Origin of the sequence: Paenibacillus sp. FSL R7-0333 (assembly GCF_038000365.1) — a bacterium.
GTDB lineage: Bacteria > Bacillota > Bacilli > Paenibacillales > Paenibacillaceae > Paenibacillus_AQ > Paenibacillus_AQ silagei.
The window spans coordinates 2,450,721-2,475,435 of record NZ_JBBOBZ010000001.1 but is presented as its reverse complement, the minus strand read 5'-3'; the positions used below and the strand labels follow the sequence as shown (position 1 = coordinate 2,475,435).

General features: G+C 54.0%; 22 protein-coding genes. 9 read left to right on the top strand and 13 right to left on the bottom strand.

The window, feature by feature from the left end:
• Positions 1–176: 176 nt before the first annotated feature.
• The 9 genes from MKY86_RS10200 to MKY86_RS10160 all read right to left on the bottom strand — a co-directional run bounded on the left by MKY86_RS10200 (position 177) and on the right by MKY86_RS10160 (position 11,861).
• Complete coding sequence (locus tag MKY86_RS10200; protein ID WP_076073509.1) at positions 177–1,709, bottom strand: carboxylesterase/lipase family protein; 1,533 nt, start codon at positions 1,707–1,709, stop codon at positions 177–179.
• A 187-nt stretch (positions 1,710–1,896) separates the two neighbouring features.
• The gene (gene mnhG / locus MKY86_RS10195; RefSeq protein WP_083684257.1) at positions 1,897–2,253 is read right to left on the bottom strand and encodes a monovalent cation/H(+) antiporter subunit G; all 357 of its coding nucleotides are present in this window, start codon (positions 2,251–2,253) and stop codon (positions 1,897–1,899) included.
• Complete coding sequence (locus MKY86_RS10190) at positions 2,243–2,536, bottom strand: Na(+)/H(+) antiporter subunit F1 (protein WP_076073505.1); 294 nt, start codon at positions 2,534–2,536, stop codon at positions 2,243–2,245. Before MKY86_RS10190 ends, mnhG begins: the two co-directional genes overlap by 11 nt.
• Positions 2,536–3,024: a Na+/H+ antiporter subunit E gene (locus tag MKY86_RS10185; RefSeq protein WP_076073503.1), complete on the bottom strand. Its 489-nt coding sequence runs from the start codon at positions 3,022–3,024 to the stop codon at positions 2,536–2,538. The genes MKY86_RS10190 and MKY86_RS10185 overlap by 1 nt, the downstream gene beginning before the upstream one ends.
• Positions 3,025–3,029: 5 nt before the next feature.
• Positions 3,030–4,505: a Na+/H+ antiporter subunit D gene (locus MKY86_RS10180; RefSeq protein ID WP_076073501.1), complete on the bottom strand. Its 1,476-nt coding sequence runs from the start codon at positions 4,503–4,505 to the stop codon at positions 3,030–3,032.
• A complete protein-coding gene (locus tag MKY86_RS10175; RefSeq protein ID WP_076073499.1) occupies positions 4,502–4,834 on the bottom strand; it encodes a Na(+)/H(+) antiporter subunit C in 333 nt (110 codons plus the stop codon). Before MKY86_RS10175 ends, MKY86_RS10180 begins: the two co-directional genes overlap by 4 nt.
• A complete protein-coding gene (locus MKY86_RS10170) occupies positions 4,822–7,674 on the bottom strand; it encodes a Na+/H+ antiporter subunit A (RefSeq protein WP_076074805.1) in 2,853 nt (950 codons plus the stop codon). Before MKY86_RS10170 ends, MKY86_RS10175 begins: the two co-directional genes overlap by 13 nt.
• Before the next feature lie 45 nt (positions 7,675–7,719).
• The gene (locus MKY86_RS10165; RefSeq protein ID WP_083684255.1) at positions 7,720–8,352 is read right to left on the bottom strand and encodes a universal stress protein; all 633 of its coding nucleotides are present in this window, start codon (positions 8,350–8,352) and stop codon (positions 7,720–7,722) included.
• Positions 8,353–9,209: 857 nt separating this feature from the next.
• Positions 9,210–11,861, bottom strand: coding sequence for an adenosylcobalamin-dependent ribonucleoside-diphosphate reductase (locus tag MKY86_RS10160; protein ID WP_076073495.1), 2,652 nt, complete (start codon positions 11,859–11,861; stop codon positions 9,210–9,212).
• 423 nt (positions 11,862–12,284) lie between these two features.
• Here MKY86_RS10160 and MKY86_RS10155 point away from each other — a divergent pair, with 423 nt between their 5' ends.
• From MKY86_RS10155 to MKY86_RS10145, 3 genes are all read left to right on the top strand, one after another.
• Positions 12,285–14,030 carry a DEAD/DEAH box helicase gene (locus MKY86_RS10155; protein WP_036725050.1) on the top strand — a complete coding sequence of 582 codons (1,746 nt, stop codon included), beginning with the start codon at positions 12,285–12,287 and terminating at the stop codon, positions 14,028–14,030.
• Positions 14,030–15,094, top strand: a complete 1,065-nt coding sequence (locus MKY86_RS10150; RefSeq protein WP_445669897.1) for a YqhG family protein — start codon at positions 14,030–14,032, stop codon at positions 15,092–15,094. Before MKY86_RS10155 ends, MKY86_RS10150 begins: the two co-directional genes overlap by 1 nt.
• Before the next feature lie 151 nt (positions 15,095–15,245).
• The gene (locus MKY86_RS10145; RefSeq protein WP_076078499.1) at positions 15,246–16,322 is read left to right on the top strand and encodes a hypothetical protein; all 1,077 of its coding nucleotides are present in this window, start codon (positions 15,246–15,248) and stop codon (positions 16,320–16,322) included.
• Positions 16,323–16,503: 181 nt separating this feature from the next.
• Here MKY86_RS10145 and MKY86_RS10140 read toward each other — a convergent pair whose 3' ends face one another.
• Positions 16,504–16,698 carry a YqzE family protein gene (locus MKY86_RS10140; protein ID WP_076078497.1) on the bottom strand — a complete coding sequence of 65 codons (195 nt, stop codon included), beginning with the start codon at positions 16,696–16,698 and terminating at the stop codon, positions 16,504–16,506.
• Positions 16,699–16,905: 207 nt separating this feature from the next.
• On the opposite strand from MKY86_RS10140, the gene MKY86_RS10135 reads away from it, so the two are divergent.
• Complete coding sequence (locus tag MKY86_RS10135; protein ID WP_340826812.1) at positions 16,906–17,709, top strand: N-acetylmuramoyl-L-alanine amidase family protein; 804 nt, start codon at positions 16,906–16,908, stop codon at positions 17,707–17,709.
• Here MKY86_RS10135 and MKY86_RS10130 read toward each other — a convergent pair.
• Both MKY86_RS10130 and MKY86_RS10125 read right to left on the bottom strand, forming a co-directional pair.
• Positions 17,696–18,601, bottom strand: a complete 906-nt coding sequence (locus MKY86_RS10130; RefSeq protein ID WP_076078488.1) for a divergent polysaccharide deacetylase family protein — start codon at positions 18,599–18,601, stop codon at positions 17,696–17,698. The two genes, MKY86_RS10135 and MKY86_RS10130, sit on opposite strands and share 14 nt — an antisense overlap.
• A gap of 155 nt (positions 18,602–18,756) precedes the next feature.
• Positions 18,757–19,209, bottom strand: coding sequence for a MerR family transcriptional regulator (locus tag MKY86_RS10125; RefSeq protein WP_076078487.1), 453 nt, complete (start codon positions 19,207–19,209; stop codon positions 18,757–18,759).
• A gap of 159 nt (positions 19,210–19,368) precedes the next feature.
• Here MKY86_RS10125 and MKY86_RS10120 point away from each other — a divergent pair, with 159 nt between their 5' ends.
• Positions 19,369–20,229 (top strand): SDR family NAD(P)-dependent oxidoreductase, encoded by an 861-nt coding sequence (locus MKY86_RS10120; RefSeq protein ID WP_076078485.1) that lies wholly within the window; start codon positions 19,369–19,371, stop codon positions 20,227–20,229.
• A gap of 107 nt (positions 20,230–20,336) precedes the next feature.
• Here the strand turns inward: MKY86_RS10120 and MKY86_RS10115 are convergent, their stop codons facing one another.
• The gene (locus MKY86_RS10115) at positions 20,337–21,281 is read right to left on the bottom strand and encodes a hypothetical protein (protein ID WP_083684873.1); all 945 of its coding nucleotides are present in this window, start codon (positions 21,279–21,281) and stop codon (positions 20,337–20,339) included.
• 234 nt (positions 21,282–21,515) lie between these two features.
• Between MKY86_RS10115 and MKY86_RS10110 the strand changes: the two genes are divergently transcribed.
• The 4 genes from MKY86_RS10110 (at position 21,516) to MKY86_RS10095 (ending at position 24,695) form a co-directional block, all read left to right on the top strand.
• On the top strand, positions 21,516–22,394 hold the full coding sequence (locus tag MKY86_RS10110; protein ID WP_076078483.1) for a YihY/virulence factor BrkB family protein: 879 nt from the start codon (positions 21,516–21,518) through the stop codon (positions 22,392–22,394).
• Positions 22,391–23,077 carry a DUF7002 family protein gene (locus MKY86_RS10105; protein WP_076078482.1) on the top strand — a complete coding sequence of 229 codons (687 nt, stop codon included), beginning with the start codon at positions 22,391–22,393 and terminating at the stop codon, positions 23,075–23,077. The genes MKY86_RS10110 and MKY86_RS10105 overlap by 4 nt, the downstream gene beginning before the upstream one ends.
• Positions 23,078–23,256: 179 nt before the next feature.
• Positions 23,257–23,550 (top strand): PadR family transcriptional regulator, encoded by a 294-nt coding sequence (locus MKY86_RS10100; RefSeq protein WP_235191871.1) that lies wholly within the window; start codon positions 23,257–23,259, stop codon positions 23,548–23,550.
• Positions 23,547–24,695 (top strand): DUF2812 domain-containing protein, encoded by a 1,149-nt coding sequence (locus MKY86_RS10095; protein ID WP_076078480.1) that lies wholly within the window; start codon positions 23,547–23,549, stop codon positions 24,693–24,695. The genes MKY86_RS10100 and MKY86_RS10095 overlap by 4 nt, the downstream gene beginning before the upstream one ends.
• Positions 24,696–24,715 lie beyond the last annotated feature (20 nt).

Here is a 24,715-nt window from a genome sequence, read left to right as displayed (position 1 = left end):
GAAGCATCAACTCTTTCTTACATCTTAGTGAATACCGCCGAAACTACTCTATCGGGCTATTGATAGATAGGGAATAACATGGTACAGGACTGTTCCAGTAATAAAAACAGCGGCAATCTAAGACTCAATAAATAAAGTCTTAAACTGCCGCTGATTCTATCAAGAGCAGAATCCCCTCAGACCGGACTGCCACTCTTCTTGAAGTACTGCTGCACCAGAAAATTCATGATCTCGCCCGGTTGTTCTCTGGAGAACTCCGCCTTGTCTGCGAACAGCATCCCGTAAGGTGCTTCCGGGGTGTACGGCTCCCAGTGCGGCAATGCTTCGCCTGTGGAATCTTGTCCGTTCGGGTCGCCGGTACGGATGAAGTGAGCGGTATAATTGCACATCTGGCGGGCCAGATCATAATGCTTGCCGACAAACGGCCGCCAGCACTTGGCCAGCGTCTCAAAGAAGAACCACAGATCCACCGAGTGGAAGGTGCCCGGGTTATCCCATCCCGGAATCTCCGCATCGAAATTATAGTAATAGAGCGGGGTTTCGCTTCCGGTATCCGCATTCGCCTGCCCGGCGATCCGGATGGCGTATTCGACCCCGCTTACCGCTGCCCGCTCCGCCGCTTCCTGAACAGCATCCGGCCTAGCGCCGCTAAGCTTCAGGAAGGTCTCCGCATCCTCCCCGAACATGTCTGCCGCAAGCTGCTTGAACTCCCCGTAGGACTGCACATTCGGGGTGCTGAAGAACTCGGAGGAGGTATGGCCTAGCATAATCGGCACCTTCAAGCGTCTGTTCTGCACGAACAGATCGAACGGGTTGCCCACCTGGAACTTCTGGTCGGCAACGCTCCCCCAGAAGCCGCCAAGCGCAACTGCCTTGTCCCGCAGATAGACCGCATCCAGCTTCCGCGCTTCCGCGAGGGAGGATACACCCAGATAGTTAAAGAACTCGATGCCGTCCTGCTCCGCTTCCTGCAACGTCCCCCGTAGCGGCGGCAGCAGCGTTCCCGGATACAGGTCGGTGAAGATACCGCTTTCAACAATCGCCCGCTGAAACAATCCTTCGTTCTGCGGAGAGGTAAGCTGGCTCATGACACTGCCGCCGCCCGCTGACTGCCCGCCGATGGTGATGTTGTCCGGGTCACCGCCAAAGGCGGCAATATTGCGCTTCACCCAGCGGGTAGCGGCCTGCTGGTCAAGGTTGCCGAAGTTGGCAGGCGCCTCCGGTGATTCCGCGGTAATCTCGGGATGGCAGAGGAAACCGAAGATATTCAGCCGGTAGTTAATCGTCACCACCACAATCCCTCTGCGGGCAATCCGTTCTCCGTCGAACTCCATCTCTGCCGGATGGCCCACCTGCAACCCGCCGCCGAAATACCATACATAGACGGGTAGCTTCTCGTCCGCCTGCTTGGCCGGGGTCCATACGTTCAGGTACAGGCAATCCTCGCTCATCGCGATATCCGGCTCTACCGCCCATTCACGGGTATAGATATTGTTATCATCCAGCTCCTGTCTGACCTGCATGGAGACCGGTGCGAACTCGTGGGCCTGAAGTACACCCTCCCAGTCTTCGGCAGGCTGCGGTGCCCGCCAGCGGTTCTCCCCTACAGGTGGTGCTGCAAACGGTATTCCCTTGAAGCTCGTAATCCGGGGATCGGCTGCGGGCAAGCCTTTTACCGTGCCATTCTCCACATTGACCAATCTAAGCATATTACCGTCTCCTTTACATCCACATCGTTGCTTACCCCCAAATTCTAATAGACCCCTTGCCCCAAAACAATGATCTAAGCAGGGCCGTAATTGATCTATTCTAACATGCTGGCGATTCTACAGTATAAGGAAAGACACCCTGTTTGGTATCCGGCTGATCTCCACGCGTTCCATTCACTTCAAACTATTATTTTGACGTTTCCTTGCTTTCTTCCCCCAGCACCTTCAGGTCATCCTGAACGCTTCCCTTCCATAAGGGCACTCCGGAACGGTAGGCAGCCCGGCCATTTAAGTGACCTGCTACCGGTGAAGTGATGAATACAAATACAATCGCCAGCAGAAGCTTTACGTTAACCGTTCCGTCTTTGAACCAAAAGTACAGGAAACCTCCTGTCAGCAAACACAATACCCCGAAGGTTGCACTTTTGGTAGCCGCATGTGAACGCAGATAGACATCGGGCAGCCGGACTAAGCCGAAGGCACTTAAGCCGCAGAAGACTGCACCCATTACCACAAGAATAGAGCTAATCAGTTCACCTGTCATTGGGGTTCCCTCCATCCTCTATAACGGCTCCCCGTTCAATATATCTGGCCAGTGCCGTAGTACCAATAAACGTCAGAATTCCGATAACCAGAATGACTTCTATAAAATCCTGGGTATCCAGCAGCATACTGAAGACGGTTATCATAGCGAGTACATGAATGCCGATCGTATCGAGTGCGGCAACCCTGTCGGAGCGGGTTGGCCCTTTCAGGAGACGGAACAGGCAGGCCAGCATCGCCAGAGCCAGAATGATCATGGCCACGTTTAGCATAACTGGGATCATTAACGGGTCACCTCCCTGATCGCTCGTTCGAAGGTGCCTCTAATCTGCGTGACCAGCAGCTGTGCATCTTTAATATCAATAGCATGAATGTACAGCGTCTTGCCATCCTTCGACACATCAAGGGTCAGGGTTCCCGGTGTCAGACAAATCAGGCACGAGAGCAGTGTGACCTCCCAGGGCGTGGCCAAAGCAGTCTCATAAGCAAAGATACCGGGACGTATAGCCAGTTTTGGACGGATGATATGGCCAATGACCACGAAATTCGAGACCGTAAGTTCACGGGCAAAGATCAGCAGAAGCTTCAGTACAGCCCATATACGTATGAGATAGAAGGTCCGGGGCTGGGACCTGGATTTCCTAAATAATAGTAAAAGTCCGATGCCAAGCAGATAACCTACTAAGAAGCTTGAGCCAGAGCCAGAGCCATTGTTATTTATCGCCATCCACAGAAAGGCAATCAACAGATTAAACAGGAATTGTAAGGCCATCTCCTCTACTCCTTCATTATGGCTTCAATATATAGGGCAGGTGAAGCCAGAATCTCGCCAGCCTGCGATACATAAGTATACACAGACTCCGCACCGATCCCCATAGCAAATACAAGCAGCAGCAGTCCGGCAGCCACAGCCGAAGCGGCCTTTATGCTTATCTTAGGCTGCTCTTCCTTGGGTTCATTTCCCCAGAATGCCAGCCTGAATACCTTGATCAGGGAGAACAGCACCATAAAGCTTGACCCCAGACCTATGAGAGACAGTGTCAGCATCCCCTCGGACAACGCTCCACGCAGGATCATAATTTTGCCGGCAAAACCGCTAAGCGGCGGAATCCCCACCAGGGCGAGCGCCAGAATGAAAAACATCCAGCCGAGGAGCGGATACTTTCGGATCATCCCGCCCATACTGCCTAGCCGGTCAGTTCCGGCTGCGGATATAATCATCCCGCCCAGAATAAACATAAGTCCCTTGGCCAGCATATCGTGCAGCAGATAAAAGACTGCCCCATTCATTGAATCTGCAGTCCCTGCAGCGAGCCCAAAGGCTACAAATCCAACGCTGATAATGACGTTATAATTCAGAATCCGCGGGATATCCCTATAAGCCACTGCCCCCAGGCTGCCCAGGATCATGGTAGCAGCAGCCATCCAGGCGATCCAGTCATGAGTGAAGCCGGGATCGTTCACGAACAACAACGTGAAGGTACGGATGATTGCATAGAGTCCTACTTTGGTCAGCAGGGCACCGAACAATGCCCGGACAGCCGCCGGAGGCGCACTGTATGACCCTGGCAGCCAGAAGAACAGGAACAGCCCTGCCTTTAATGAAAATACAATCAAGAACAAAACAGCAATCACATTAAGCACGCCGCCTTGTCCCGCTTCAGCGATACGCTGGGACAGGTGCGCCATGTTGAGTGTTCCTACCGCTGCATAGAGATAAGCTACCGCAGCAACAAACAGTGTCGAGGATACGATATTGATGAGCAGGTATTTCGACGTTTCTCTTAGCTGAAGCTTGGTCCCTCCGAGCGAGATGAGCGCATAAGAAGATATCAGCATGACCTCAAAAAAGACAAACAGGTTGAAAATATCTCCGGTAAGAAACGAACCGTATACCCCGACCAGCAAAAACTGAAAGAACGTATAGTAATAGAACCGCTCCCGCTGCTCTCCAATACTGCTGAAGGAGTAGCACAGAATCGCAAAACTGACGATCGAAGCCATCGTTACCAGCAATACAGCAAACATATCACCCACAAATACAATGCCATACGGGGGAGCCCAGCCCCCCATTTGCAGGGTCTGTATGCCCTCAGAATGGACACGTGTAACCAGCAGCACCGCAATCAGAATGTTAAGCAGACCGCTGTGCGCACTAATCACGCGCTGAAGCCGGATCTTCTCTTTGAGAAAAATCAGGATGACCGCCGTAGCCAGCGGAATGAGAATCGGGAGCACCAATAGATTGCTCATTCGTTGACCTCCTTAATGCTGTCCATTTCATCAGTACCCCGCGTCTGATATGACCGGTATGCGAGTACGAAAAAGAAGGCTGTGACCCCAAAGCTGATGACAATGGAGGTTAGAATCAGCGCCTGCGGCAGCGGATCAACATAGGTATCCGCCTTGCCTAGTATAGGGGCTGCGCCCCTTTTGAGCCCGGCCATCGTGAGCAGCAGCAGATGAACTCCATGCGTCAGCAAGGAGGTTCCCAGCACAATGCGCAGCAGGCTTTTGGACAGAATCAGGTAGACACCGATCATGAAAAGAATTCCGACCGCTACTGCCATTACGAGTTCCATTTCTTCTCCCCTCCGATCGATAAAATGATGGTCACCATCACACCGACAACGGCCAGGAATACGCCAAGGTCAAACAGGACGGCTGTCGCCAGCTCCGTATCCCCAAGTACAGGCAGTTGGAAGTGGCCGAACGTATGACTTAGAAAAGGAACATCAAACAGGAATGAACCTGACGCTGTCAGAATAGCCAGCATGAGCCCGGAAGCTGTAAGCAGCCGGTAATTCACAGGGAGCACCTTACGTACCTGATCCATGCCAAATGCGATTGCAATGAGCATAAGTGCAGCAGAAGCCATCAAAGCCCCGATAAAGCCTCCCCCCGGATGATTATGCCCGGCAAAGAACAGATACAGGGAGAATATCAGAATGACAAGGACAATCCCCTTGGAGATCGTCTGTAGAATCACATCATTGCTGCGCAGCGGCAATAGTTCTTTCTTTGCAGGCTCCAGCGGCGGCAATTCCGTCTCCATTCTCAGATGAATCAGACCATAAATGGCCAGTGAGGCGATGCCAAGCACCATGATTTCAAACAAAGTATCAAACCCGCGGAAATCTACCAGGATGACGTTGACAACATTTTTACCGCCAGCCCGGTTGTAGCTTTCCTTCAAGAAAAACTCGGAGATCGGTTGAAAAGGACTGGTACCCATAGCCGCCAGAGCAATCAACGTCATCGTGATGCCAGCTCCAGCCGCAATAACCAGATTGGGCAGCTTAAAGCGCAGAGGCTCCTTCTGCTTCTTCAGCTTCGGTAAATACCGGAAACAAAGAAGGAACAGAATGACCGATACGGTCTCTATAATCATCTGTGTGAGTGCAAGATCCGGTGCCCGGAAAAGAACGAAGAGCAGCGTCACCATATACCCCACACCACCGGTGAAAAGAATCGCGTTGACACGTGACTTGGCAAATGGAACTGCAAAGGCAGCCAGCAGCATGGCTGCTACAACAGCCATTTCATAAAAAGACAATGAGGCATACTTATCCATGCCAAAGCTAATGCCCGGCTGCCGCAGCAGAACTGTGAGCAGGGAAATGATGAAAAAGCTGAAAATATAGAGCAGGTAATGACGGCCCGAACCAGTCATATAGGTATCAGTTAAGCGTCTTGAACCATTCTCGAGCAGTCTTAACGAGAAGTCATACATACGGCTCAGTGCATTGGTTCCGCCAGCTTCACGGTCTAGAACACGTAACCTTGTATAGATTCTAAACAACAGCGTACCTGCTGCTATAACACCGAGCGTCATGAAGATTTCTGGTGTCCATCCATGCCAGAAATGAATAGAAACCTCAAAGGCTTCTTCCGGTGCGAGTAGCCCCGGATGAATGGAAGACATTGCCGGTTCAATCAGCGTGGCAGAGACCAGATCAGGGAAGAAAGCGAACACTACTGCAAGTGAAATCAGAATCACGGGTGACAGTAAGAGACCCAGTGGAGCTTCATGCGGAACTTTATCCAGTTTGTCTTCCCTCAGCTTGCCGCGGAAGGTCTTGAAGACAAAGATCATGCTGTATACAAAGGTAAATACACTGGCAATCCAGGCAATCACCGGAAAGAGCTGTGTCCAGTATCCGGAGCTCAGGATGTCAAACTCCCGGATATTGAATACAGAAGTGAAGAACATTTCTTTACTGAGGAATCCGCTGAATGGCGGCAATCCGGCCATAGAGAATGTCCCGATCAATGCGATAGAGAAGGTGACCGGCATGAGAGACATAAGCCCTCCAAGCTTGCGTAGATCACGGGTACCCGTCTCATGGTCAATGATGCCCACAACCATAAACAGACTGCCTTTAAATACAGCATGGTTAATGAGATGAAAGAGCGCAGCTGTAGTAGCCATCGTATAGAAAACCGCATCCCCCGTACCGGTAAAGAAGGCTGCCGCCGACCCGAGTCCAAGCAAAGACATGATCAAGCCGAGTTGACTGATCGTGGAGTATGCAAGTAAGGCCTTGAGATCGGTTTGCCGGATAGCTTTGAACGACCCATAGATCAGAGTTACCAGTCCTGTGACTGAGACCAGCCAGAACCACTCGGATTGTCCGGCATACAGCGGGGTGAGCCGCGCTACCAGATAGATCCCTGCCTTAACCATGGTCGCCGAGTGAAGATACGCACTGACCGGAGTCGGCGCTTCCATGGCATCAGGCAGCCAGATATGAAATGGAAATTGGGCAGATTTCGTAAAGGCTCCCAGGAGAATAAGCAGCATGGAAGGAATAAACATTCCACTTTCTGTTAAGGTCCCTGCCTGTGCAATAATCTCGCGGATACTATAGGTGCCGGTCATTACATATAGCAGATTGAATCCGGCAAGCATCGCCAGACCGCCGAACACCGTGATCAGCATGGACTTCATTGCTCCATAGGAGGATCTTTCCCGGCGGTGCCAGAAGGCAATAAGCAGGAACGAAGATATGCTCGTCAGTTCCCAGAATCCGTACAGCACCATCAGATTATCTGACAGCACCACTCCTAACATGGCTCCCATGAACATGAGCAGGTATATATAAAACTGGCGGATCCCCTCCATGAGCTTATCGAGATAATAAATCGAATAAAGCACAACCAGGGCACCCATTCCGGTAATCAGCAGGACAAAGAGCAAGCTGAGCCCATCCAGTACCAGCGAGATATTCACCCCAAAGGATGGCATCCAGGTGATACTGTTCACAATAGGCTCTCCCGCCCGGATGGCTGGAATTCTCGTCAGGAAATAAATAAAGAGAGCTACGGGAAGGGGCAGAGCGATCCAGCCCAAGTGAAACCGTTTATTTTGCTTCAGCAGCAGCATTAGCGCAGCCAGCAAAAACGGAAGCAGGATAATCATATGCAGCAAGGCTTAAGCCCCCTTTCTAGTTTTGGTATAATCCTCTTAACGGGGCTTCACCCATTCGTTCTGTACAATTCTCAAATATTGTGCTTCACCGTTGCTGACGATTTTGAACAGGCCGGTATTGAAATCTGTATCGAGCTCACGAAAGAAAACCCCCTTCATGGCTTCATCCCCATCCGGTTCATCCATAAGGATATGGCGGTCGCCCTCTTTGACCAGATAAGCAGTGAACCCTTGCTCATGGGACTGCTCAAGCAGCTCCGGATACCGCTGTACCGCAACGATATGAAGATCGATCGGACCTACCCACTCCAGCAGATCATTGATAAAGCTTCCCCGTGTAATCTCCTGCCACAGCGTTTGGCTTGACTGTCCGAGTACAATTTGTGTAATTTTGTTATCCTTTGCAGTCTCCACAATCACATCAACCGTTTTTTTGCCATTACATTTGCGGATCACAAATTGTCCGCCAGCCTCCTTGGTCTGATGCTCCCAGCCAGACAAGTACTGTTGCTTCTCCCGGTTATATTCATTGTCTCTGGATGCATCTACAGTGAGTACCATCAGCGGGGCATTGAGCAATCTGGCCAATTGCCCTCCCCGCTGTATTAATCTTTGCCCGTGCGGACCATAATGCACACACACCATGATGCTCTCATTGTTCATTTCCATTTCAAGTCCTCCACAGCAGTAAATTTATTCCAGGTAAAAAACACAAAAAGAGCCCGCTGTTGGCAGGCTCCTCCGGTTAACTCCGTATACAATTATTGCAATTATATAGTCACCCAAGGAGAAAGTAAAGGCAATTTGCGGTGAATACACATGGAAGCCTCAGGGGAGCCTGTGTACAAAGGAGGAATTCCTTATTAGCTACCGCTTCATTTTTATTTCTTCCCTTTGATTATCCCCGGTATAAATTCGCAATATGCACCCCCTAGCACGAATGGGTGCAGCACATAAGGAAATAACTATGAAAAGGGGATCTTTTCGGTTCAAGAATTTGATCGAGGGGGACTTATGATTATAAATATTTACTTTTATATTTTGATTGCATTCATATTACCTTGGATTATCAGCATCCATTATCTAAAAAGAAAACCTTCGCTTTTTATCACGAATGTACCCATTGTATCTAGCATTGCGATGTTAATGAATATAATCGGTTTTATGATAAATAGTATCGATTCAAAAAAGTATTCAACACTAACTTTTTTAGTCTTCTATAGCCTATTGACCACAATAATGGAGTACGGGGCATTTTCAGTAGGGATAGTCGATTATGGAAACGGATGGAACATTGGTTGGAGTCTCGTTTCTTATTTGGTGGCTTATACAATAGTAATCATCTATAGAAAATTGATAAGCACATTTGTTTAAATGATGTTCCGAGCTGATAACGAAAACTCATAAAAATAAAAACAGTCCCGATGAAAATAAAAGTCTCATCGGAACTGAACATTAATTACTCAGAACTTAAATAAGTTGTATAAATATACATTTTAAATTAATCATGGAATTCAAGTCCGCTCTCACCCGCACCGGCTATACCCGCAGTTCCCGCAGGTCTTGCATCCCTCAATATTAATCAGCGAGGCACTACCGCAGGAAGGGCAGAGATCCCGCGAAGCGGTAGCGTGGTTGTGCACACCATGGCCTCCATGGCCATCATCGGTAGCTACCGCAGGAACCGTGGATTTCAGCTCGGCGTTCAGCGCCTCGTTGAAATCAAGCTCCAGCGTAGCTGCGATTGGCGCAGGAATATGATCGTCATGGGCGTTGTTCAGCACATGGGTCTCCAGGGCTTTGGCTACGGCGTCGGCGATGGACTCGACGCGGTTAGCGCCGAAGCCGATGGCGCCGGAGCCGCCGATGCCCTTGAGGTGCTTGATCAGCAGGCCGACCTTCTCGCCGTGATCTCCGTAGCGCAGGAATAGCGAGCAGACGCGGCCCAGGGCTTCCGCCATGGCGAAGACGTCAGAGCCAGCCTTGCCCACATTCAGGAAAATTTCGGCCGGGATACCATCAAGATCGTTGATGGTGATATACGCCATGCCGAACGGCGTGTTGATCTTATAGGTCGCGCCGCGCAGCACCTGCGGACGCTTCTTGTATTGCTTGTCTACTCCGCTGGCCGCTGCCTGGTGGGCAGGCGCTGCGGCTACAGTTGTCGGAGCTGACGGAGCGGCTTCCGTTTCCTTAATCACCTCTGGCTTGGCAGCCGTTGCCGGTTCGTCCTTCTTGTCTTCCTTCTTCTTGGTCTCCAGCACCTGTACATCACGGCTGCCATCACGGTAGATGGTCACGCCTTTGCAGCCCAGATCGAAGGCCATTTCATACAGCTCGGCGGTCTCTTCCACTGTGAAGTCGGACGGGCAGTTCGCTGTCTTCGAGATCGAGCTGTCCACCCAGCGCTGGATCGCGGCCTGAGCGCGGATATGATCCTTAGCGGACAAATCCATTGATGTGACGAAGTATTCCGGCAGCTCTTCTCCCGGATGGGCCTCCAGCCATTCCTGGGCGATAGGCACGAACTGCTCATCGTAGCCAAGACGGCTCTGACGGAAATATTTGAAGGCGAAATACGGTTCGATCCCGGTGGAGGTGCCGACCATGGTTCCCGTGCTGCCGGTAGGCGCCTGGGTGATCACAGTTACGTTACGCATACCATGCTTGCGGATCGACTCGCCCACTTCAGGATAGACCTCGGTGATATTGCGCATGAAGCCGCTCTGCAGGTATTTATCGGTGTCAAACGCCTGGAATGATCCCTTCTCGCCCGCAATCTCTGCGGAAGCCAGATAAGCCTCGCGGGCCATGAAGCCATAGAGCTTGTCCAGGAACTCCAGCGATTCCGGGCTGCCATAGCGGATATTCAGCTTGATCATCAGCTCAGCCAGACCCATGGTGCCGAGACCTACGCGGCGTTCGAGCTTCTGGTTGGCTTCATTTTCAGGGAAATGATACGGTGTCTTGTCGATAACATTATCCAGAAAACGCACGGAATAACGGGTCGTTGTCGCCAGATCTGCCCAGTCCACATCGTGGTTCTCCGCATCGTAGAACTTGGAAAGATTGACGGCGGACAGGTTGCACACGCCCCAGCCGGGCAGGCCTTGTTCACCGCACGGATTAGTACATATAATCCGATTGAAATAGTGGCTATTTGACATCTGATTATAATACTCCATGAAAACAACGCCCGGTTCTGCGGACTTCCAGGCCGATTCGATAATCGTATGCCAGATATCGCGTGCTCTGACGGTGCGGTAAGGGATGACGCGGCGGTTGTCGGACTTCCATTTATCCAGATCGCCGTCCCAGAGGGTGTCGTAATCCGGATCGGTGGTATCCGGGAAGACCAGCTCCCAGTCCAGATCCTCCTTGACGGCCTTCATGAAGCCATTGCTGACGCAAACCGACAGATTGGCATTGGTAACCTGGCCCATCGTCTGCTTCACGGTAATGAAGTCCAGCACATCCGGGTGCCAGTCGTTGATCATCAGCATCAGCGCGCCGCGGCGGCTCCCGCCTTGTTCAATCAGTCCGGTTGTATAGCTGAACAGGCCGCCCCAGGACACGGAGCCGCTGGAGGAACCGTTCACCCCTCTGACAATGGCACGGCGCGGGCGCAGCGAGGACAGATTGATGCCTACCCCGCCGCCGCGGGCCATAATCTCGGTCATCTCGGAGAGTGTCTCCATGATGCCGCCCCGGCTGTCTTTGGGAGATGGAATCACATAGCAGTTGAACAGTGTAAGCTCCTCGCTGGCTCCGGCCCCAGCCGCAATCCGTCCGCCGGGAACCAGCTTCCAGTCATCCAGAATCGAGCGGAATTTGCCTGTCCATTCCTCCTGAAGCTCAGGAGTCTTCTCTACAGAAGCCATCGCTGCCGCAAGACGGTCCCACATCTCCTCCGGCGTCTTCTCGATGTTCAGTGTCAGCTTTTCCACATCCGACTGCACCAGCTCGCCGCTGCGGGTTTTTACCGTAACCATCCGGCCTGTACGCTCTACAATCTCGCCAACCTCCTTGGTTGGGAACTTCGGATCATCCTTCGTCAGGACAAGTACTACATCGCCTACCCTGGCATTATTGCTGTCCGCGTCCTTCCAGGCATAACGGTCCAGGAATATTTTCTCGCTCAGACCCTCTAGACGCTTGTTGTGTTCCACTGTACTCAATAGTAAAACCTCCCGGGGATTAATAGGTCATGCTTCCGGCGGCTGGGCAGCCGCAGCCTGCTTGTCCGGCGGAAGCTCCTCTTGTCAATAACAAACAGCCGAAAAAATCCGCATACCAGCTAAATTTCATGCTTTTGTAACAATATATGGTGTGCGTTAACTTTTAAACTATACCACATGTTGTGGATAGCGGTCTTTTTTGAAAAAGCAGCCCCAGGCAGGAATAACGGAAAATTGGGAAAAGAAAGGCTCATTTCCTCCCTCTTTCTCGCTTTTTTGCAGACACTGGAACTGAAAGCTTTCAAGGCGGATTACAGCGTTCCTCTGTGAATTCCATACCCCTCTGGTTATGAAATCTCTCTGAAACGAGCATACTACTGCTACGCATTTCGATATGAAAACTGCGACGGAGGAGGCTGCAACATGACGCAATTATTCCGCAATTCCCTGCCCCAAGAGAAGGTAACTTCTGCGCCGCTGCTGCCTGTTCCTCTATCTTTTGAGCGTAACTGGCTGCATGATCTGGAATCGAGACTGGATAAAGGGGGGCCGTGGGGCGACTGGCGGTTATCCCGCCTTGCCGTGCAGGGAGAGCAGTCGGGCCTGGTTACCAGCTTCGATGAGCTGCAGTGTATGAAGCATCTGTCCGGGCTGTCTCCGCTTCCCCATCAGCTGGATACGGCACACAAGGTGCTGTTCGAGATGTCGGGACGGGCGATTCTGGCCGATGAAGTCGGACTTGGCAAGACCATCGAAGCCGGGCTGGTGCTGAAGGAGTATCTGGTGCGCGGGCTGGTGGGCAAGGTTCTGATTCTGGTGCCGGCCTCGCTTGTCCTGCAATGGGTGCGGGAGCTGAATACGAAGTTCGGAATCTCTGCCGTAGCGCAAAAGAAAGCCTATTCCTGGGGCAATGACATTGTCGTCGCCTCGATGGATACGGCCAAGCGTGACCCGCATAAGGAAATGCTGCTGAGCCAGGAGTACGACATGCTGATTATCGACGAAGCCCATAAGCTGAAGAATAAGAAATCGACGAATTATCTGTTCGTCCAGCAGCTCCGCAAAAAGTACTGTCTGCTGCTCACCGCCACCCCCGTGCAGAATGATCTCGGCGAGCTGTTCAATCTGATCACGCTGCTGAAGCCGGGCCAGCTGGGGAATCAGGGCGATTTTGCTACCAATTTCGTGGTGGATAAGCGCCAGCCCAAGAACGAAGTCCAGCTTCGGGGCGAGCTGTCCAAGGTCATGATCCGCAACCGCCGGGGCGAAGGCCCGGTGAATTTCACCAAGCGCAAGGTGCGCAATATCCCCCTCACCCTCTCCGCTGAGGAGAAGGCGCTGTATGACGGCGTGACCGCTTTTGTCAAAGAACAGTATCAGGAAGCGGGCGGTAATCTCAGCAGTATGCTCTCCCTGGTCACCCTTCAACGTGAGGTGTGCAGCAGCCGGGATGCGGTGTTCGTAACGCTGGTGAATCTGATCAAGAAGCTGCCGGCCGATTCGCCGAAGCGCGAGCGGATGATGGGGCTGCTCCAGACGATCCGTACGGTCAAGACGAATACGAAGGCGGAGAAGACGATGGAGTTAATCCGTGAAATGAACGAGAAGGTAATCGTCTTCACGGAGTACCGGGCCACGCAGGAGTATCTGCTTCAGTATTTCCGTGACCATGGACTGCAATGTGTGACGTACTCGGGCGGGATGAACCGCGGCAAAAAAGACTGGATGATGGACCTCTTCCGCGGACGCGCCCAGGTGATGATTGCCACCGAAGCCGGCGGCGAGGGGATTAACCTGCAGTTCTGCCACCATATGATCAATTTCGATCTGCCCTGGAATCCTATGCGGGTCGAGCAGCGGATAGGCCGGGTCCACCGGCTGGGTCAGGAGAATGATGTGGTCATCTATAACCTCTCCACCGAAGGGACCATTGAAGAGCATATCCTCCACCTGCTGCATGAGAAAATCAACATGTTCGAGATGGTCATCGGCGGGCTGGATGTCATTCTGGAGCGCTTCGAGCAGAAGGGCTCGCTTGAGAAAAGCCTGTACAAAATCGTTCTTGAAGCGGGCAGCGACGAGGAGCTGCGCAGCGGGCTGGATACTATCGGCGATTCGCTCAGTGAATTGACCCACGCCAAGCTGGATGATAGCGGGGTGCCTAAGTGATGCTGACGCCTACAGAAGTGCGCAAGCAGGTCATGGATTATCTGGAAGCGACTGAATGCACCATATTGGAATCCTCACCGCTGCATGTGACGGTGAAGCTCTCCCCGCGCGCGGACCGGATGCTGACGGACCGCCCTTATTATTGGGGCTTCGTGGAGCGCACCGGCGTAGATCCCGAGACCCTCTCCTTCAGCTTCGTCTTCGACCCGCAGAAGTACGATGAACTGGCCGCGCAGGCCGCTGCGCCTGCGGCCCGCCCGCGTGGCGGGGCCAGCCGCCCGGCAGGGGCGGGGGCGCCGCCGGGGCTGGCCGGGGCGGCGGCCGAAGCTGCTGCGGAGCCGCTCGGCGCAGCGCAGGCGCCGGGAGCTGCGCTGCCGCCCGGGGTATCTGCTGCGCCGGAGGACAGCATTCTCGCGCGGTACTTCGGCATCGTTCCGGCGCTGCCGCGCCTCGGACCGGGCATGATCCGCCGCGAGGATGTGACCTACGGCAGCAAGCGCCTGCGGCAGATCTGGTCGGCGGCACGGGACGAAGGCCGGTGCCTCCAGCTGTTCGAGGACCCTGGCCTCAGACAGCGGACCACGCTGTTCTCGGCCGCCTACGAGCCATGGCTGGCGGTCTGCTACAAGGTCGAGATGACCTGTGACCTGAAGCGGGAGGAGCTGCATTTCATCGCGGTGTCGTTAACCTCCGGGCTGATCGTCCCGGACTTCGAGGCCCGGCTGGCCGGCAAGGAGCTGACGCCCCGGCTGCCGGAGAACATTCATGTCCAGCCGTTCGAGCTGGGGATTACGGATGGGGCCGACCGGCTAGAGGGATATCTGACCTCGAAGCTGGCGCTGCTGGATTACACCTGGGCGGAAGAAGCGCGCGAACGATTGGAGCTGGAGCTTAGCATCGTGGACATCTACTACGCGGAGCTGCTGAAAGAACCGGAAGAAGAGAAGCGCCTGGCTATCCAGGAGCAGTACAACCGCCGCCGCCAGGAGACCTCATGGCAATACGAGCCGCAGATTGCAGTTTCTGCCGTTACGTACGGATTGTTTCATCTGCGCAGCACATAGAATGCGACCTGGTCCGCTAAAAGCAGGCAAAAAAACAGCGAAACTCCCGCCGCCTGGCGCGACAGCAAGCAACAGCCTTTTCAGGGCTTGTCCCCTACAATGAACAGTAAGAAGCGTAAATTCCCTCTATACAGGAAAGGTGACTGAACCTATGAATATCACTGCAAGACGGAAGGGCTCCCGGCGGCGTGGCCGCATGCTCCTCTGTCTGATTCTTGGACTGACTCTGCTGGCTGCTAGCGCCTCCTCTCCCCAGGCGCTAGCGTCACAAGCCAGCCGAACGACCGTGATGCAGGCCGTCACGCAGGAAGTTCTTCCGGGACTGGAGATGAAGCCGATTCCAGCGCCGGAAACGCTGCAGGCCTTCACCCGGCAGACGATTAGCCAGCTCTCGGCGGATGCTCCTTTTAAGGAATGGAAGGATGCCGGCACGGAGGTCTACCCTCTTGGTCCGGGAACGCGCAGCTGGCTGGTCAATGTGATGCACAGCGGTCAACGGATCGGCTATCTCATTATCTCCGCTGCGGATCAGGGCGGCTATCTGCTTAGCGAATACGGAGCCGGAACCGATGGTCTCCCTTACAGTATGACTGAACTGCGCCAGTATCTGGTGCAGCAAGGACTGATACCCTCTAATTCTTCAGGTGCCATCGGGGTTACGGCGCTCTATGCTCCAATGCTGCCTGTCTGGAAAATCACTACGGAGAACAGAACGTTGTATCTGAATGCTACCGTTCTGGAGACGCTGCCCTGGAGTCAGAGCCAGGCTGAGCCTATTCTTAATGCTGCACCGGAAGCCTCAGCCATGCTGTCCTCCGGCCCGGGCCAGGCGCGCACTCCCCAGCCCGCTCTGCGGAGCGGCGGAGAGGATGACCCGTATGCCGATCTGCTGTGGCTGACCGCACCCGGGCTGAAGACGTTGAACGGAGCAAGCCTGAGCGCTCTGCTTCAGGAGCGGGGCAGTCTCGCCTTCCAGTCCCCGGGGCACAACGACACGCTCGGCGCGCCATTCATGATTACAGGCAGCCAGAGCTGGCTGAAGCCCGGTGCTTCCCGGGACCAAGGCAGCACTGAAGCCGCCGTAGTCTATGCCGCCGCCGGTCCCGGTGGCATCCGCTATCTCCCGCTTAGCGCCCTTCAGAAGGCAGGCACTTTCCACAAGCTGCCGGTGCAGCTGCCCGGGGGAGCCACGCTGGGCTCGGCTGTTCTGCCCGGCTCAAGCCGGTAGACTGGCACTGGCCAGAATTCCTGCTCCATACTGAAACAGCCTTCCCGGGTGCCGCCTGCACGACGCCACTTGGGAAGGCTGTTTGCTTATACACCTAAATTCTACTCAGCGTCCGCTTTCTCCGAATTCAGGTGCATTTATACACCTGAATTCCTCTCAACGCCCGCTCACTGCTGAAGCGCTACTCCTTACGCTCCCCTCCCCGGCTCCATTTGCTGCGCCACACGGACCAGGCGAGCGGCAGCGTGCCGAACCATTTTTCCGCCCACGGCTGCTTCTCTGCCTTCCGCCGGGCATGGACAGCGCGAGGGTTCTCAATGTAGACGACTACCTTTTCCGTAATATACTTCACCAGATCATCTCCGCCGGATGCCATCTCATACACCTCCCAGGTGAGTACCGGGGCGGGCTCCCGCCCCTTGACCTTATGCCTATAGTGTGCTCCAATCCTCCGATCTCTAAACCGGAATCCGAAGCTTCGTATAGGTTAGGCCGTTAAGGCACAATCTAACAAGACTACACCTGTATAAACCGTCATTAAGTACAAGTAGCTGTTGATTATTCCGGCAGGGAGGTTATTCACTTGAGACAGTCAGAAGCATTAGAGCCCCATACGGCTACACATTCCCATCTTTCAAAAGAGCAGCCTGAGCTGAGATCCGGGCGGCGGCTTAAGCGGATCATAGCCGCAGCAAGCGTTCTGCTCATGTTAACGGCAGGAGACACCGCAGTGATTCACGCGGCTGCACCCCGCACTAATCCGCAGGCAGAGCAGCCCGGACAGCGCCAGCATATGCTCGGCCATGACCAGCGGATCATTCTGATTGATGCCGGGCATGGGGGGATTGACGGCGGAACCTCCTACGGCAGCATTCTGGAGAAGGACATCACCCTTGCCATCTCACGCCGCCTCTTTCTCCTGCTGCGTGCAGATGGCTTCGATACGATTCTGAACCGGACCGGCGATTATGCGCCCAGCGATGAGAATCTGTGGCTGAGGAACAGATCCCGGCATTTACGCGATCTGGCCCAGCGCAAGGAACTGGCAGAGACGCTTCCGGCCAATGTCGTGGTCAGCATCCACATTAACTGGGCGAAATCCCCGTCCAAGCATGGTCCGCTCGTCCTGTACCGCCAGGAAGGGCGCAGCTTCCTGCTGGCCCGGACCATTCAGGATCAGCTCAACCAGCTCTACGGGATGAAGAATGATCCTGTCCGGGGCAAGCCTTTCTACCTGCTCAACAAAATAACCGCCACAACGGTGATCGTTGAGGCGGGATTTGTCAGCAGTCCGGCTGACCGGGAGAAGCTCTGTACACCGAAGGGCCAGGAAGAGATCGCCGAAGCCATTGCGAACGGGATCGCTGCCTACCTTATGGAAGTGTAAGCCGGGAATTCCACTTCCATTCCTCACGGACCAGATCGGAGATGCCGACGAATTGCACCTTGTCCTTCATTCCGGCAATGCCGCTGCGGATGCCCGCGGCGGTCTCTTTGCCCTGGATGCCGACATGACCGATGGTGACGCAGAACTTCTGACTCAAGGCCCGCTCCTGCACAAGCTTCATCTGCTTCGCCACATGGCTTGCCGAATGCACATCATCAAGGAAAATATGATTCTCCACCGGCGGCATTCCCAGCTCCCGGGCCATCCGTCCCGCGACTGAACGGTAATTGGTATGGCTGTCTACGAAGAAAAGACCGCGCTCCTTGCAGACCTCCAGCACAATACCCATGACCCGTTCATCTCCAGTCACCTTGGAGCCCATATGATTGTTGATTCCAATCGCATAAGGGACATTATCGAGCGCTGCCTCCACCCGCTGGCGGACCTCGGCGTCATTCATGCTGGTCAGCACGGCCCCCGGCCCCAGCCATTCCGGCTTGCCCTGGCGCGGCTCCATCGGCAGATGGACCAGCACATCGAAGCCCAGCTCATGGGCGCGCCGGGCATCCTGCTCACTGGAGCGCAGGAATGGCATGACCGCGACGGTGATTTTGACGGGCAGCTTGAACATTTCCTCTGTCCCGCGCATGCTGTTGCCAAAATCATCGATAATGACCGCCACACGGCTGAGCGCCTGCTGATTCCCGGCTGTCCGGTTGCCCGATGCGCTGCTCCCTCTGCTATCCGCAGGTGCGGGTGTTGAAAGTGCCGTGTCTGCCTGTGCAGCAGACACGGCAAGCGGGGCAGACGGGATCAGCGCCGCTGCCATAATCACCGCTGCGGCCAAGGGATACAGAAGGACACGATTCACTCTGTGATTGCTTGTATTCATACTGGAACACCTCCTTCGTGATTGAACAATTGTACTCATTGTTTGGCTCACGAAGGGTAAATATGTACGGAGCGCTTACGCAATTATTAACAATGGGATGCGGATACGGCACGGGCGGCCTGTCAGCATTTAATCTCTCCGCTTCGCATTAACCCTCACTCTTTAGCTTTGGCTTTACGTCCTCTTGGCATCTGCTTACGGTCTCCGGTCAGCTCGCAGGTCTGCGGGCCCAGATTTCCCTGCTCTATTTTGACATCAATGAAATCAACAATCTGCTGCAGCGATGCGATCTGCTCGATAATCTTCTGCCGGTGATTCAGAATCATCACGTGGAGCTCAGGATACTGAGACAGGTCTGCATCCAGAGACAAATCCAGATAGGGCCGCATGTCGTCCAGCGACATTCCTGTTTTTTTGAGGCATGTCACCAGCAACATCCGGTTCAGGTCCGAATCGCTATAGATGCGGTGGCTGTTCCCTTTGCGCTTCGCCCGGGGCAGCAGCCCGATCTTCTCGTAATACCTTATCGTATCCTCAGACATACCCGTCCGCTCCGCCGTTTCCTTAATCGAATATCCCTGCTGGAGATCTGCTTCCGCCAGACTCATAGAATCACTCCGTTTCACTGGTCTAATGGTGCCTTCGTTCTATTATATAACTTGGAGCTGGCTCCAAGTCAATGACACATTTTATCGCTTGACTTGGACTTGGCTCCAAGTTATACAATGAGCACCATTCACCACTTTCCATGTAAAGGAGTAACCAATATGAGACGATCACATCCCCCGCGCACCGCGCTGATTACCGGAGCCAATCACGGCATCGGGCTGGCCCTGACCCATAGACTTCTGAACGAAGGCTGGGAGGTTATTTCGCTGATCCGCTCTGCTTTTGCTGAAGATGATCCGCTTACCGGGCAGGCGCTCAGCAGCAGACAGCTGCGAATTTATAAGGCGGATTTAAGCGATTTTGGCCAATTGCGGAGTGCATTGCAGGACATTAACCGCCACGAAGCGTATATTGACGTCCTGTTCAACAATGCCGGGGGCAGCTTTCCCGAGTTATTCTTGTCCAAGCAAGGACGCGAGCTGCATTATGAGCTGCAGACGGTGGTCCCGTATATCATTACGATGGAGCTGAAGCCGCTCCTGCTGAAAGGTACACTTCACACAGTCGTGAATACGTCCTCCAACGCTTTTATGATGAAGCGCAGCTTCGACCCGGCTTCGCTGGAGCGCCCGGCGAAATTTCAGATGCTGACTGGCCCGTATGCCGACACCAAGCGGGCCATGTCCTTGTGGACGGAGGCGGTGGCCTCTGAGCTTGCAGCAGAAGGCATCCTTATCCGCAGCGCGGATCCCGGAGGCAATAACACCCTTCGCAGCGGCAAAAAATCAGGCATCCCCTTCTGGCTGCGGCCGATTACGCGCATGTTTTTCCCGGCGCCAGCCCACGGCGCAGGCTTGCTGTATCAGGCGGCCCTCGGCGAACACAGCGGCAAGTCTGGGGTGTTCCTGCACAAGAACCAGGTCACGCCGCTCAAATTCTCTGAGCACGGCAGCACCATTCTGAAGAACGTGCAGGCCATATATCAGCGGGAATTCGTTCAGACGGACAGCGCACAGTAACGGCCTCTGCCTGCAGCCATTGCGGGTATCCGGCACGAAATCAAGCCACAGCCCCTCCATCCGGAGAGCTGTGGCTTACATGCGCTGCATTATTTTGTAACTGTAAACTATTGTTCCTGTGGCAGCTCCGCCATCCGCCCGAAAGCCCGCAGCAGCCGCAGGTTCTCAATGACAATATGCGCCTTCCACCAGTTCTCACTGACGGCAAATTCCCGTTCATACCCCGCCCAGCCCCAGGTCAGGTCCCAGATTCCTTCGGAGTTCCGGGTCTCCAGCAGATAATCCAGCTCCTGATGCAGCAGCCCGCCAAGCTCTGCATATTCAGGGCTATGCGGCGAATGGATGAACACAGACGGCCTGCAGCTATACCCGTTCCATCCACCCGCATCCCGGCTGATTAACTGCACACTCTGCACCTTGAGCGCTTCTCTTAGTGCAGCGTAAGGGAACTCCTCCTGCAATTCTGCCCAAGCGATACATTCCAGCAGGGTGGCCACGCATTTCAACGGATGCATCTCAATCACAGGGTCATGCAGGAAAAGCTCCGTCAGCTCACGGGCAATCCCCAGTCCGGTGGCATACAGCCCGCTATCCTTGGGAGCAGCCTTCAGAATGAATCCGGCCAGAATAGCTGTCGGGTTATACATACTGTGGGAAGTACTGTCCGAGCTTGTATGCCACCAGGGGGCATGAGGATAATCGTTATTGGAAGCTACGACATTCTTCCATGTGCGGCCATCCATATCCACACCGCTGTCCAGGTATTTCAGAATTCCCTGCACCAGCGGATGCCCGTTATCTGCAAATTCCAGCTCCAGCAGCCTCTCTACCGCCGTAGCGGTCTGGATGGGCGTGGAATTCGGATTCCACGCGTCCGCTTCCAGGGCATGGCCGAAGCCCCCATCCTCATTCTGATAGGCGGACAGCGCTTCCAGTACCGGCGCAGACCCGCCCCCCTCAAAGTGAAATCTCCATCTCGCCAGGTCCAGCGGACGGGCATTGCGGTACATCCAGCGCCTGATTCCCTCATACTCCTCCAGCAGCAGCTTCATATACACTCTCCTTATATTCTTATATTGTTATCTTTCCTACTATTCTAAGAGTTTTCCAGTATAATACAAGGGAAATTCCTGCTTGAATTTTCCCTGCCTCAGATCCAACTAATCCCGGTATGATACAATAAAAACTACCCCGGCGGACTAAAGGATATTATAACGGGTATACATATATATGGAACGATTTGGCTACCACGTCAGTCTATCCGGGAATTCATGAAGGAGGGTCTTATGAACAGCACTTCCGCCAGTACAAGAGGCACTTTCAAGTTCATCAAGCAGCTATGGGTGAAAATCAACGACGATGATGTCCAGGGCATCGCTGCGCAGCTGACCTATTATTTAATCCTGTCTCTGTTTCCTTTTCTGATCTTCATCATGACCCTGATCGGGTATGCGAATATCTCACTGGAGAAAAATATACAGCAGCTGGAGCAGATCATGCCCGCCGAAGCCATCTCTATTATAGAAGAGATTCTGCAGGATGTGTCCGCCGGACGCAGCCAGACGCTGTTGTCCTTCGGGATGCTGGCTACCCTGTGGGCCGCCTCCAAAGGAATCAATGCCATCATCAAGGGGCTGAACCGTGCCTACGAGATTGACGAGAGCAGAGCGTTCTGGAAAATCCGGGGGATCGCCCTGCTCGCTACCTTGACGATCGGGTTCGTCGTACTGCTCAGCATTCTGCTATTGGTCCTTGGCAGCTGGCTCAAGACGCAGGTCTTCCTGCTGGTTGATCTTCCCTATGGATTCCAAAAGCTCTGGGATCTGCTCCAATACCTGGTTCCACTGCTCGTGATGTTCATCGTCTTCACCCTGCTGTACTGGATCGCTCCCAGCCGGAGACTGGCGCTGCGGGAGGTCATGCCTGGGGCGTTGTTCACCACCATCGGCTGGATTACGACCTCGATTCTGTTCTCGGTATACGTCAATCAATTCAGTGATTTCTCCAAAACCTACGGCAGTCTCGGGGGTGTAACCGTGCTGCTAATCTGGCTATATATCAGCTCTTTTATCATCCTGGCCGGAGGCGAGATCAATGCGGTCCTGCTGAACCGTAAGGTGAAGAGTATGCCCTTCAGCTCCTTCAAAGGACAAAAGCTCCCATGAATCCCTCACTGATTGACGCCATTACCAAAAGCCCGCTCCGCACCTCCTTCTATCATTTCACCCGGGCAGTGAATCTGCCCTCCATGGCTGCCTTTGACACCATCTATTCCTCTGCCGTGCTGAGTCCCGCCCATGCAGCCGGAGAGCGGCGGGCTGTCGCGCACCGGGTAAGCTACGCCGGGCAAGCCGCGATTCTGAATGCCCATCTGCGCATTACCCCCGAAGCCATGGACCCAGGCACAACGGCGGAGGAATTCCGCCGCTGCCTGGACCGCCATGTGTTCCTGTGGCCGACCTGGCGCGATTGCCTCGCAATGGCTGCAATGTATTCGCGCAGAGAGCCGGGCGAGGTCTTCGCTGTGCTAAAGCTTGATGCCCGCAGAGTCCTGGCTGATCACTACACCCGCATCAGATTATCCAAATACGATTCCGGCAGCTCCCCCAGGTTCCCGCACCGGATGGCGTACCGCAAAAGCTGCAGGATGCTGTTGCCCCTTGCAGAGTTCATGTCCGCATCCGGGCGGGATATTCCCGTCAAGCCGTCCGAGATCAAGGAGGTGCTGGCCCAGGACAAGCTGGCCCCACTCAGCCAGTATCTACAGACAGTCTACTGTTCCCAGCCCCAGCTTGTACCTGAGCTCTGGCAGCCATTGTGCCGGCCCCTGCTTCTTTCGCCAATGTAACTCTGCTACCTCATCTTGCTCACCTAAAGTTGATTTATATGTCGTACCGTGATATAGTCATGTTGTGACATAGTCACAGCATGACATATTCTTTTATAGCCATGACTTGGCACAACGAATTGACGAAACAGGTGAACGCGATGTCCGCAGCACAAAAAGTTCTAAAAAAGTACGTCCCTATGACCGAAACGGCCTTCTATATTCTGTTGTCCTTAACCAAGCCGCGCCACGGATACGGAATCATCAAGCATGTGGATGATCTGTCGGAAGGACGGCTACGGCTGGGCTCCGGTACGGTGTATGGAACCTTGACCAAGATGAATAAGGATGGGCTAATTACCGTATTTGCCGATGAAGAGAGAAAGACGGTGTACGAGGTGTCTGAGCTGGGGAAGGAAGTCATGCGCGCAGAAATCGGCAGATTAAAGGAACTTCACCGCAACGCCGTCACCAGTGAGGAGGAATTTCAATGAGAACTGTATTTCGGCCCTTTTGGAGCTACGATCTGCCGGGGACAGAAGCCTGGTTGGCCGATATGGCCGGCAAGGGATGGCTAATCGAGGAGTGGAACTTGCTGCTGAGGCGCTTTACCTTCAGGAAGGGTGAGCCTATCCGCTTGACGTATCAGATTGCTTACGGGCCGTACTCCCGCTCCCCGATCGCTTCCTCCCTCGCCGCTGAGGGATGGGGCAAGCGGCTCCAGCAAGGAAAGTGGTGCCTCTTCGAGAACACTCAGCCGTCGGGACAGATTAAGGTCTATCCTTCCCGCAAGGATATCCTGCGGCGGAACCGCATCCTCTCCTATCTTTTCATGGGAATCCTGGTGTATTTGCTGCTCATTGCACTTATTCCACTGCTTGTACTAGGGCTCACCTTCAATCAAGATGCTCCTATCCGCATTCAGCCTAGCCCAATGTGGGCGGCAACCTGGACGGCCGCTGCCTTGGCAGTACTCCTGCTGGTACTTGCCATTTATTCGCTTATCAAGCTCCGGACAGCCAACAGGGAACTTCTTCAAGGGCACACGGACATGAAGAAGCCTCCCGCAACGCCTAAGCCTGCCGGCACTACGATAGCGCGGATGAAGTTAGGCTGGATGTATGCCCCTGACCGGCTGGAGCAATGGCTGGAGGACAAGGAGCTGGACGGCTGGAATCTCTATAAAGTAGGCTTCGGAGGAACGTTGTTCCATTTCAGCAAGGGCCGTCCGCGCCGTATGAAATATCACGCTGACTATCAGGTCGTTGCGGGTGAAGGGTATTTCGAGCTGCATCAGGAGGCAGGCTGGACCAGACTCTACAGTTCTCCCTTCTCTCTGCAGAAATGGACCCTGTGGAGCCGGGAGAACCCGGAGCATGCCGAATACCCGGAGCTCTACAGCGATCCGTTACACCGCCTGAAGCACGCACGTAAAATCGCCATCAGCTATACCCTGCTGTTCCTGCCCATGATCCTGCTCTACAGCCTGAATGTGTCGGCCTTCATAGATAGCATCCTGAGGGATGAATTTACCGCTTCCCAGGCGTGGAACACTTCAATTATGTTCCTTTCCATTCTGCTCTTCGGCTCGTTCGCGGGCCGAACCTGGCTATATTACCGGCGGCTCAAGCTGCAATAGCTATTGTTGCAAAGGCCCTG

Coding starts and splice junctions, on each gene's coding strand:
- MKY86_RS10120 (WP_076078485.1), top strand. CDS start 19,369: ATGAGACGATCACATCCCCCGCGCACCGCGCTGATTACCGGAGCCAAT.
- MKY86_RS10140 (WP_076078497.1), bottom strand. CDS start 16,698: ATGGCATCCGGCGGAGATGATCTGGTGAAGTATATTACGGAAAAGGTA.
- MKY86_RS10110 (WP_076078483.1), top strand. CDS start 21,516: ATGAACAGCACTTCCGCCAGTACAAGAGGCACTTTCAAGTTCATCAAG.
- MKY86_RS10180 (WP_076073501.1), bottom strand. CDS start 4,505: ATGAGCAATCTATTGGTGCTCCCGATTCTCATTCCGCTGGCTACGGCG.
- MKY86_RS10185 (WP_076073503.1), bottom strand. CDS start 3,024: ATGGCCTTACAATTCCTGTTTAATCTGTTGATTGCCTTTCTGTGGATG.
- MKY86_RS10165 (WP_083684255.1), bottom strand. CDS start 8,352: ATGGAAATGAACAATGAGAGCATCATGGTGTGTGTGCATTATGGTCCG.
- MKY86_RS10190 (WP_076073505.1), bottom strand. CDS start 2,536: ATGATCCCAGTTATGCTAAACGTGGCCATGATCATTCTGGCTCTGGCG.
- MKY86_RS10155 (WP_036725050.1), top strand. CDS start 12,285: ATGACGCAATTATTCCGCAATTCCCTGCCCCAAGAGAAGGTAACTTCT.
- MKY86_RS10145 (WP_076078499.1), top strand. CDS start 15,246: ATGAATATCACTGCAAGACGGAAGGGCTCCCGGCGGCGTGGCCGCATG.
- MKY86_RS10150 (WP_445669897.1), top strand. CDS start 14,030: ATGCTGACGCCTACAGAAGTGCGCAAGCAGGTCATGGATTATCTGGAA.
- MKY86_RS10100 (WP_235191871.1), top strand. CDS start 23,257: ATGACCGAAACGGCCTTCTATATTCTGTTGTCCTTAACCAAGCCGCGC.
- MKY86_RS10170 (WP_076074805.1), bottom strand. CDS start 7,674: ATGATTATCCTGCTTCCGTTTTTGCTGGCTGCGCTAATGCTGCTGCTG.
- MKY86_RS10095 (WP_076078480.1), top strand. CDS start 23,547: ATGAGAACTGTATTTCGGCCCTTTTGGAGCTACGATCTGCCGGGGACA.
- MKY86_RS10175 (WP_076073499.1), bottom strand. CDS start 4,834: ATGGAACTCGTAATGGCAGTAGCGGTCGGAATTCTTTTCATGATCGGT.
- MKY86_RS10105 (WP_076078482.1), top strand. CDS start 22,391: ATGAATCCCTCACTGATTGACGCCATTACCAAAAGCCCGCTCCGCACC.
- MKY86_RS10200 (WP_076073509.1), bottom strand. CDS start 1,709: ATGCTTAGATTGGTCAATGTGGAGAATGGCACGGTAAAAGGCTTGCCC.
- MKY86_RS10125 (WP_076078487.1), bottom strand. CDS start 19,209: ATGAGTCTGGCGGAAGCAGATCTCCAGCAGGGATATTCGATTAAGGAA.
- MKY86_RS10115 (WP_083684873.1), bottom strand. CDS start 21,281: ATGAAGCTGCTGCTGGAGGAGTATGAGGGAATCAGGCGCTGGATGTAC.
- MKY86_RS10130 (WP_076078488.1), bottom strand. CDS start 18,601: ATGAATACAAGCAATCACAGAGTGAATCGTGTCCTTCTGTATCCCTTG.
- mnhG (WP_083684257.1), bottom strand. CDS start 2,253: ATGACAGGTGAACTGATTAGCTCTATTCTTGTGGTAATGGGTGCAGTC.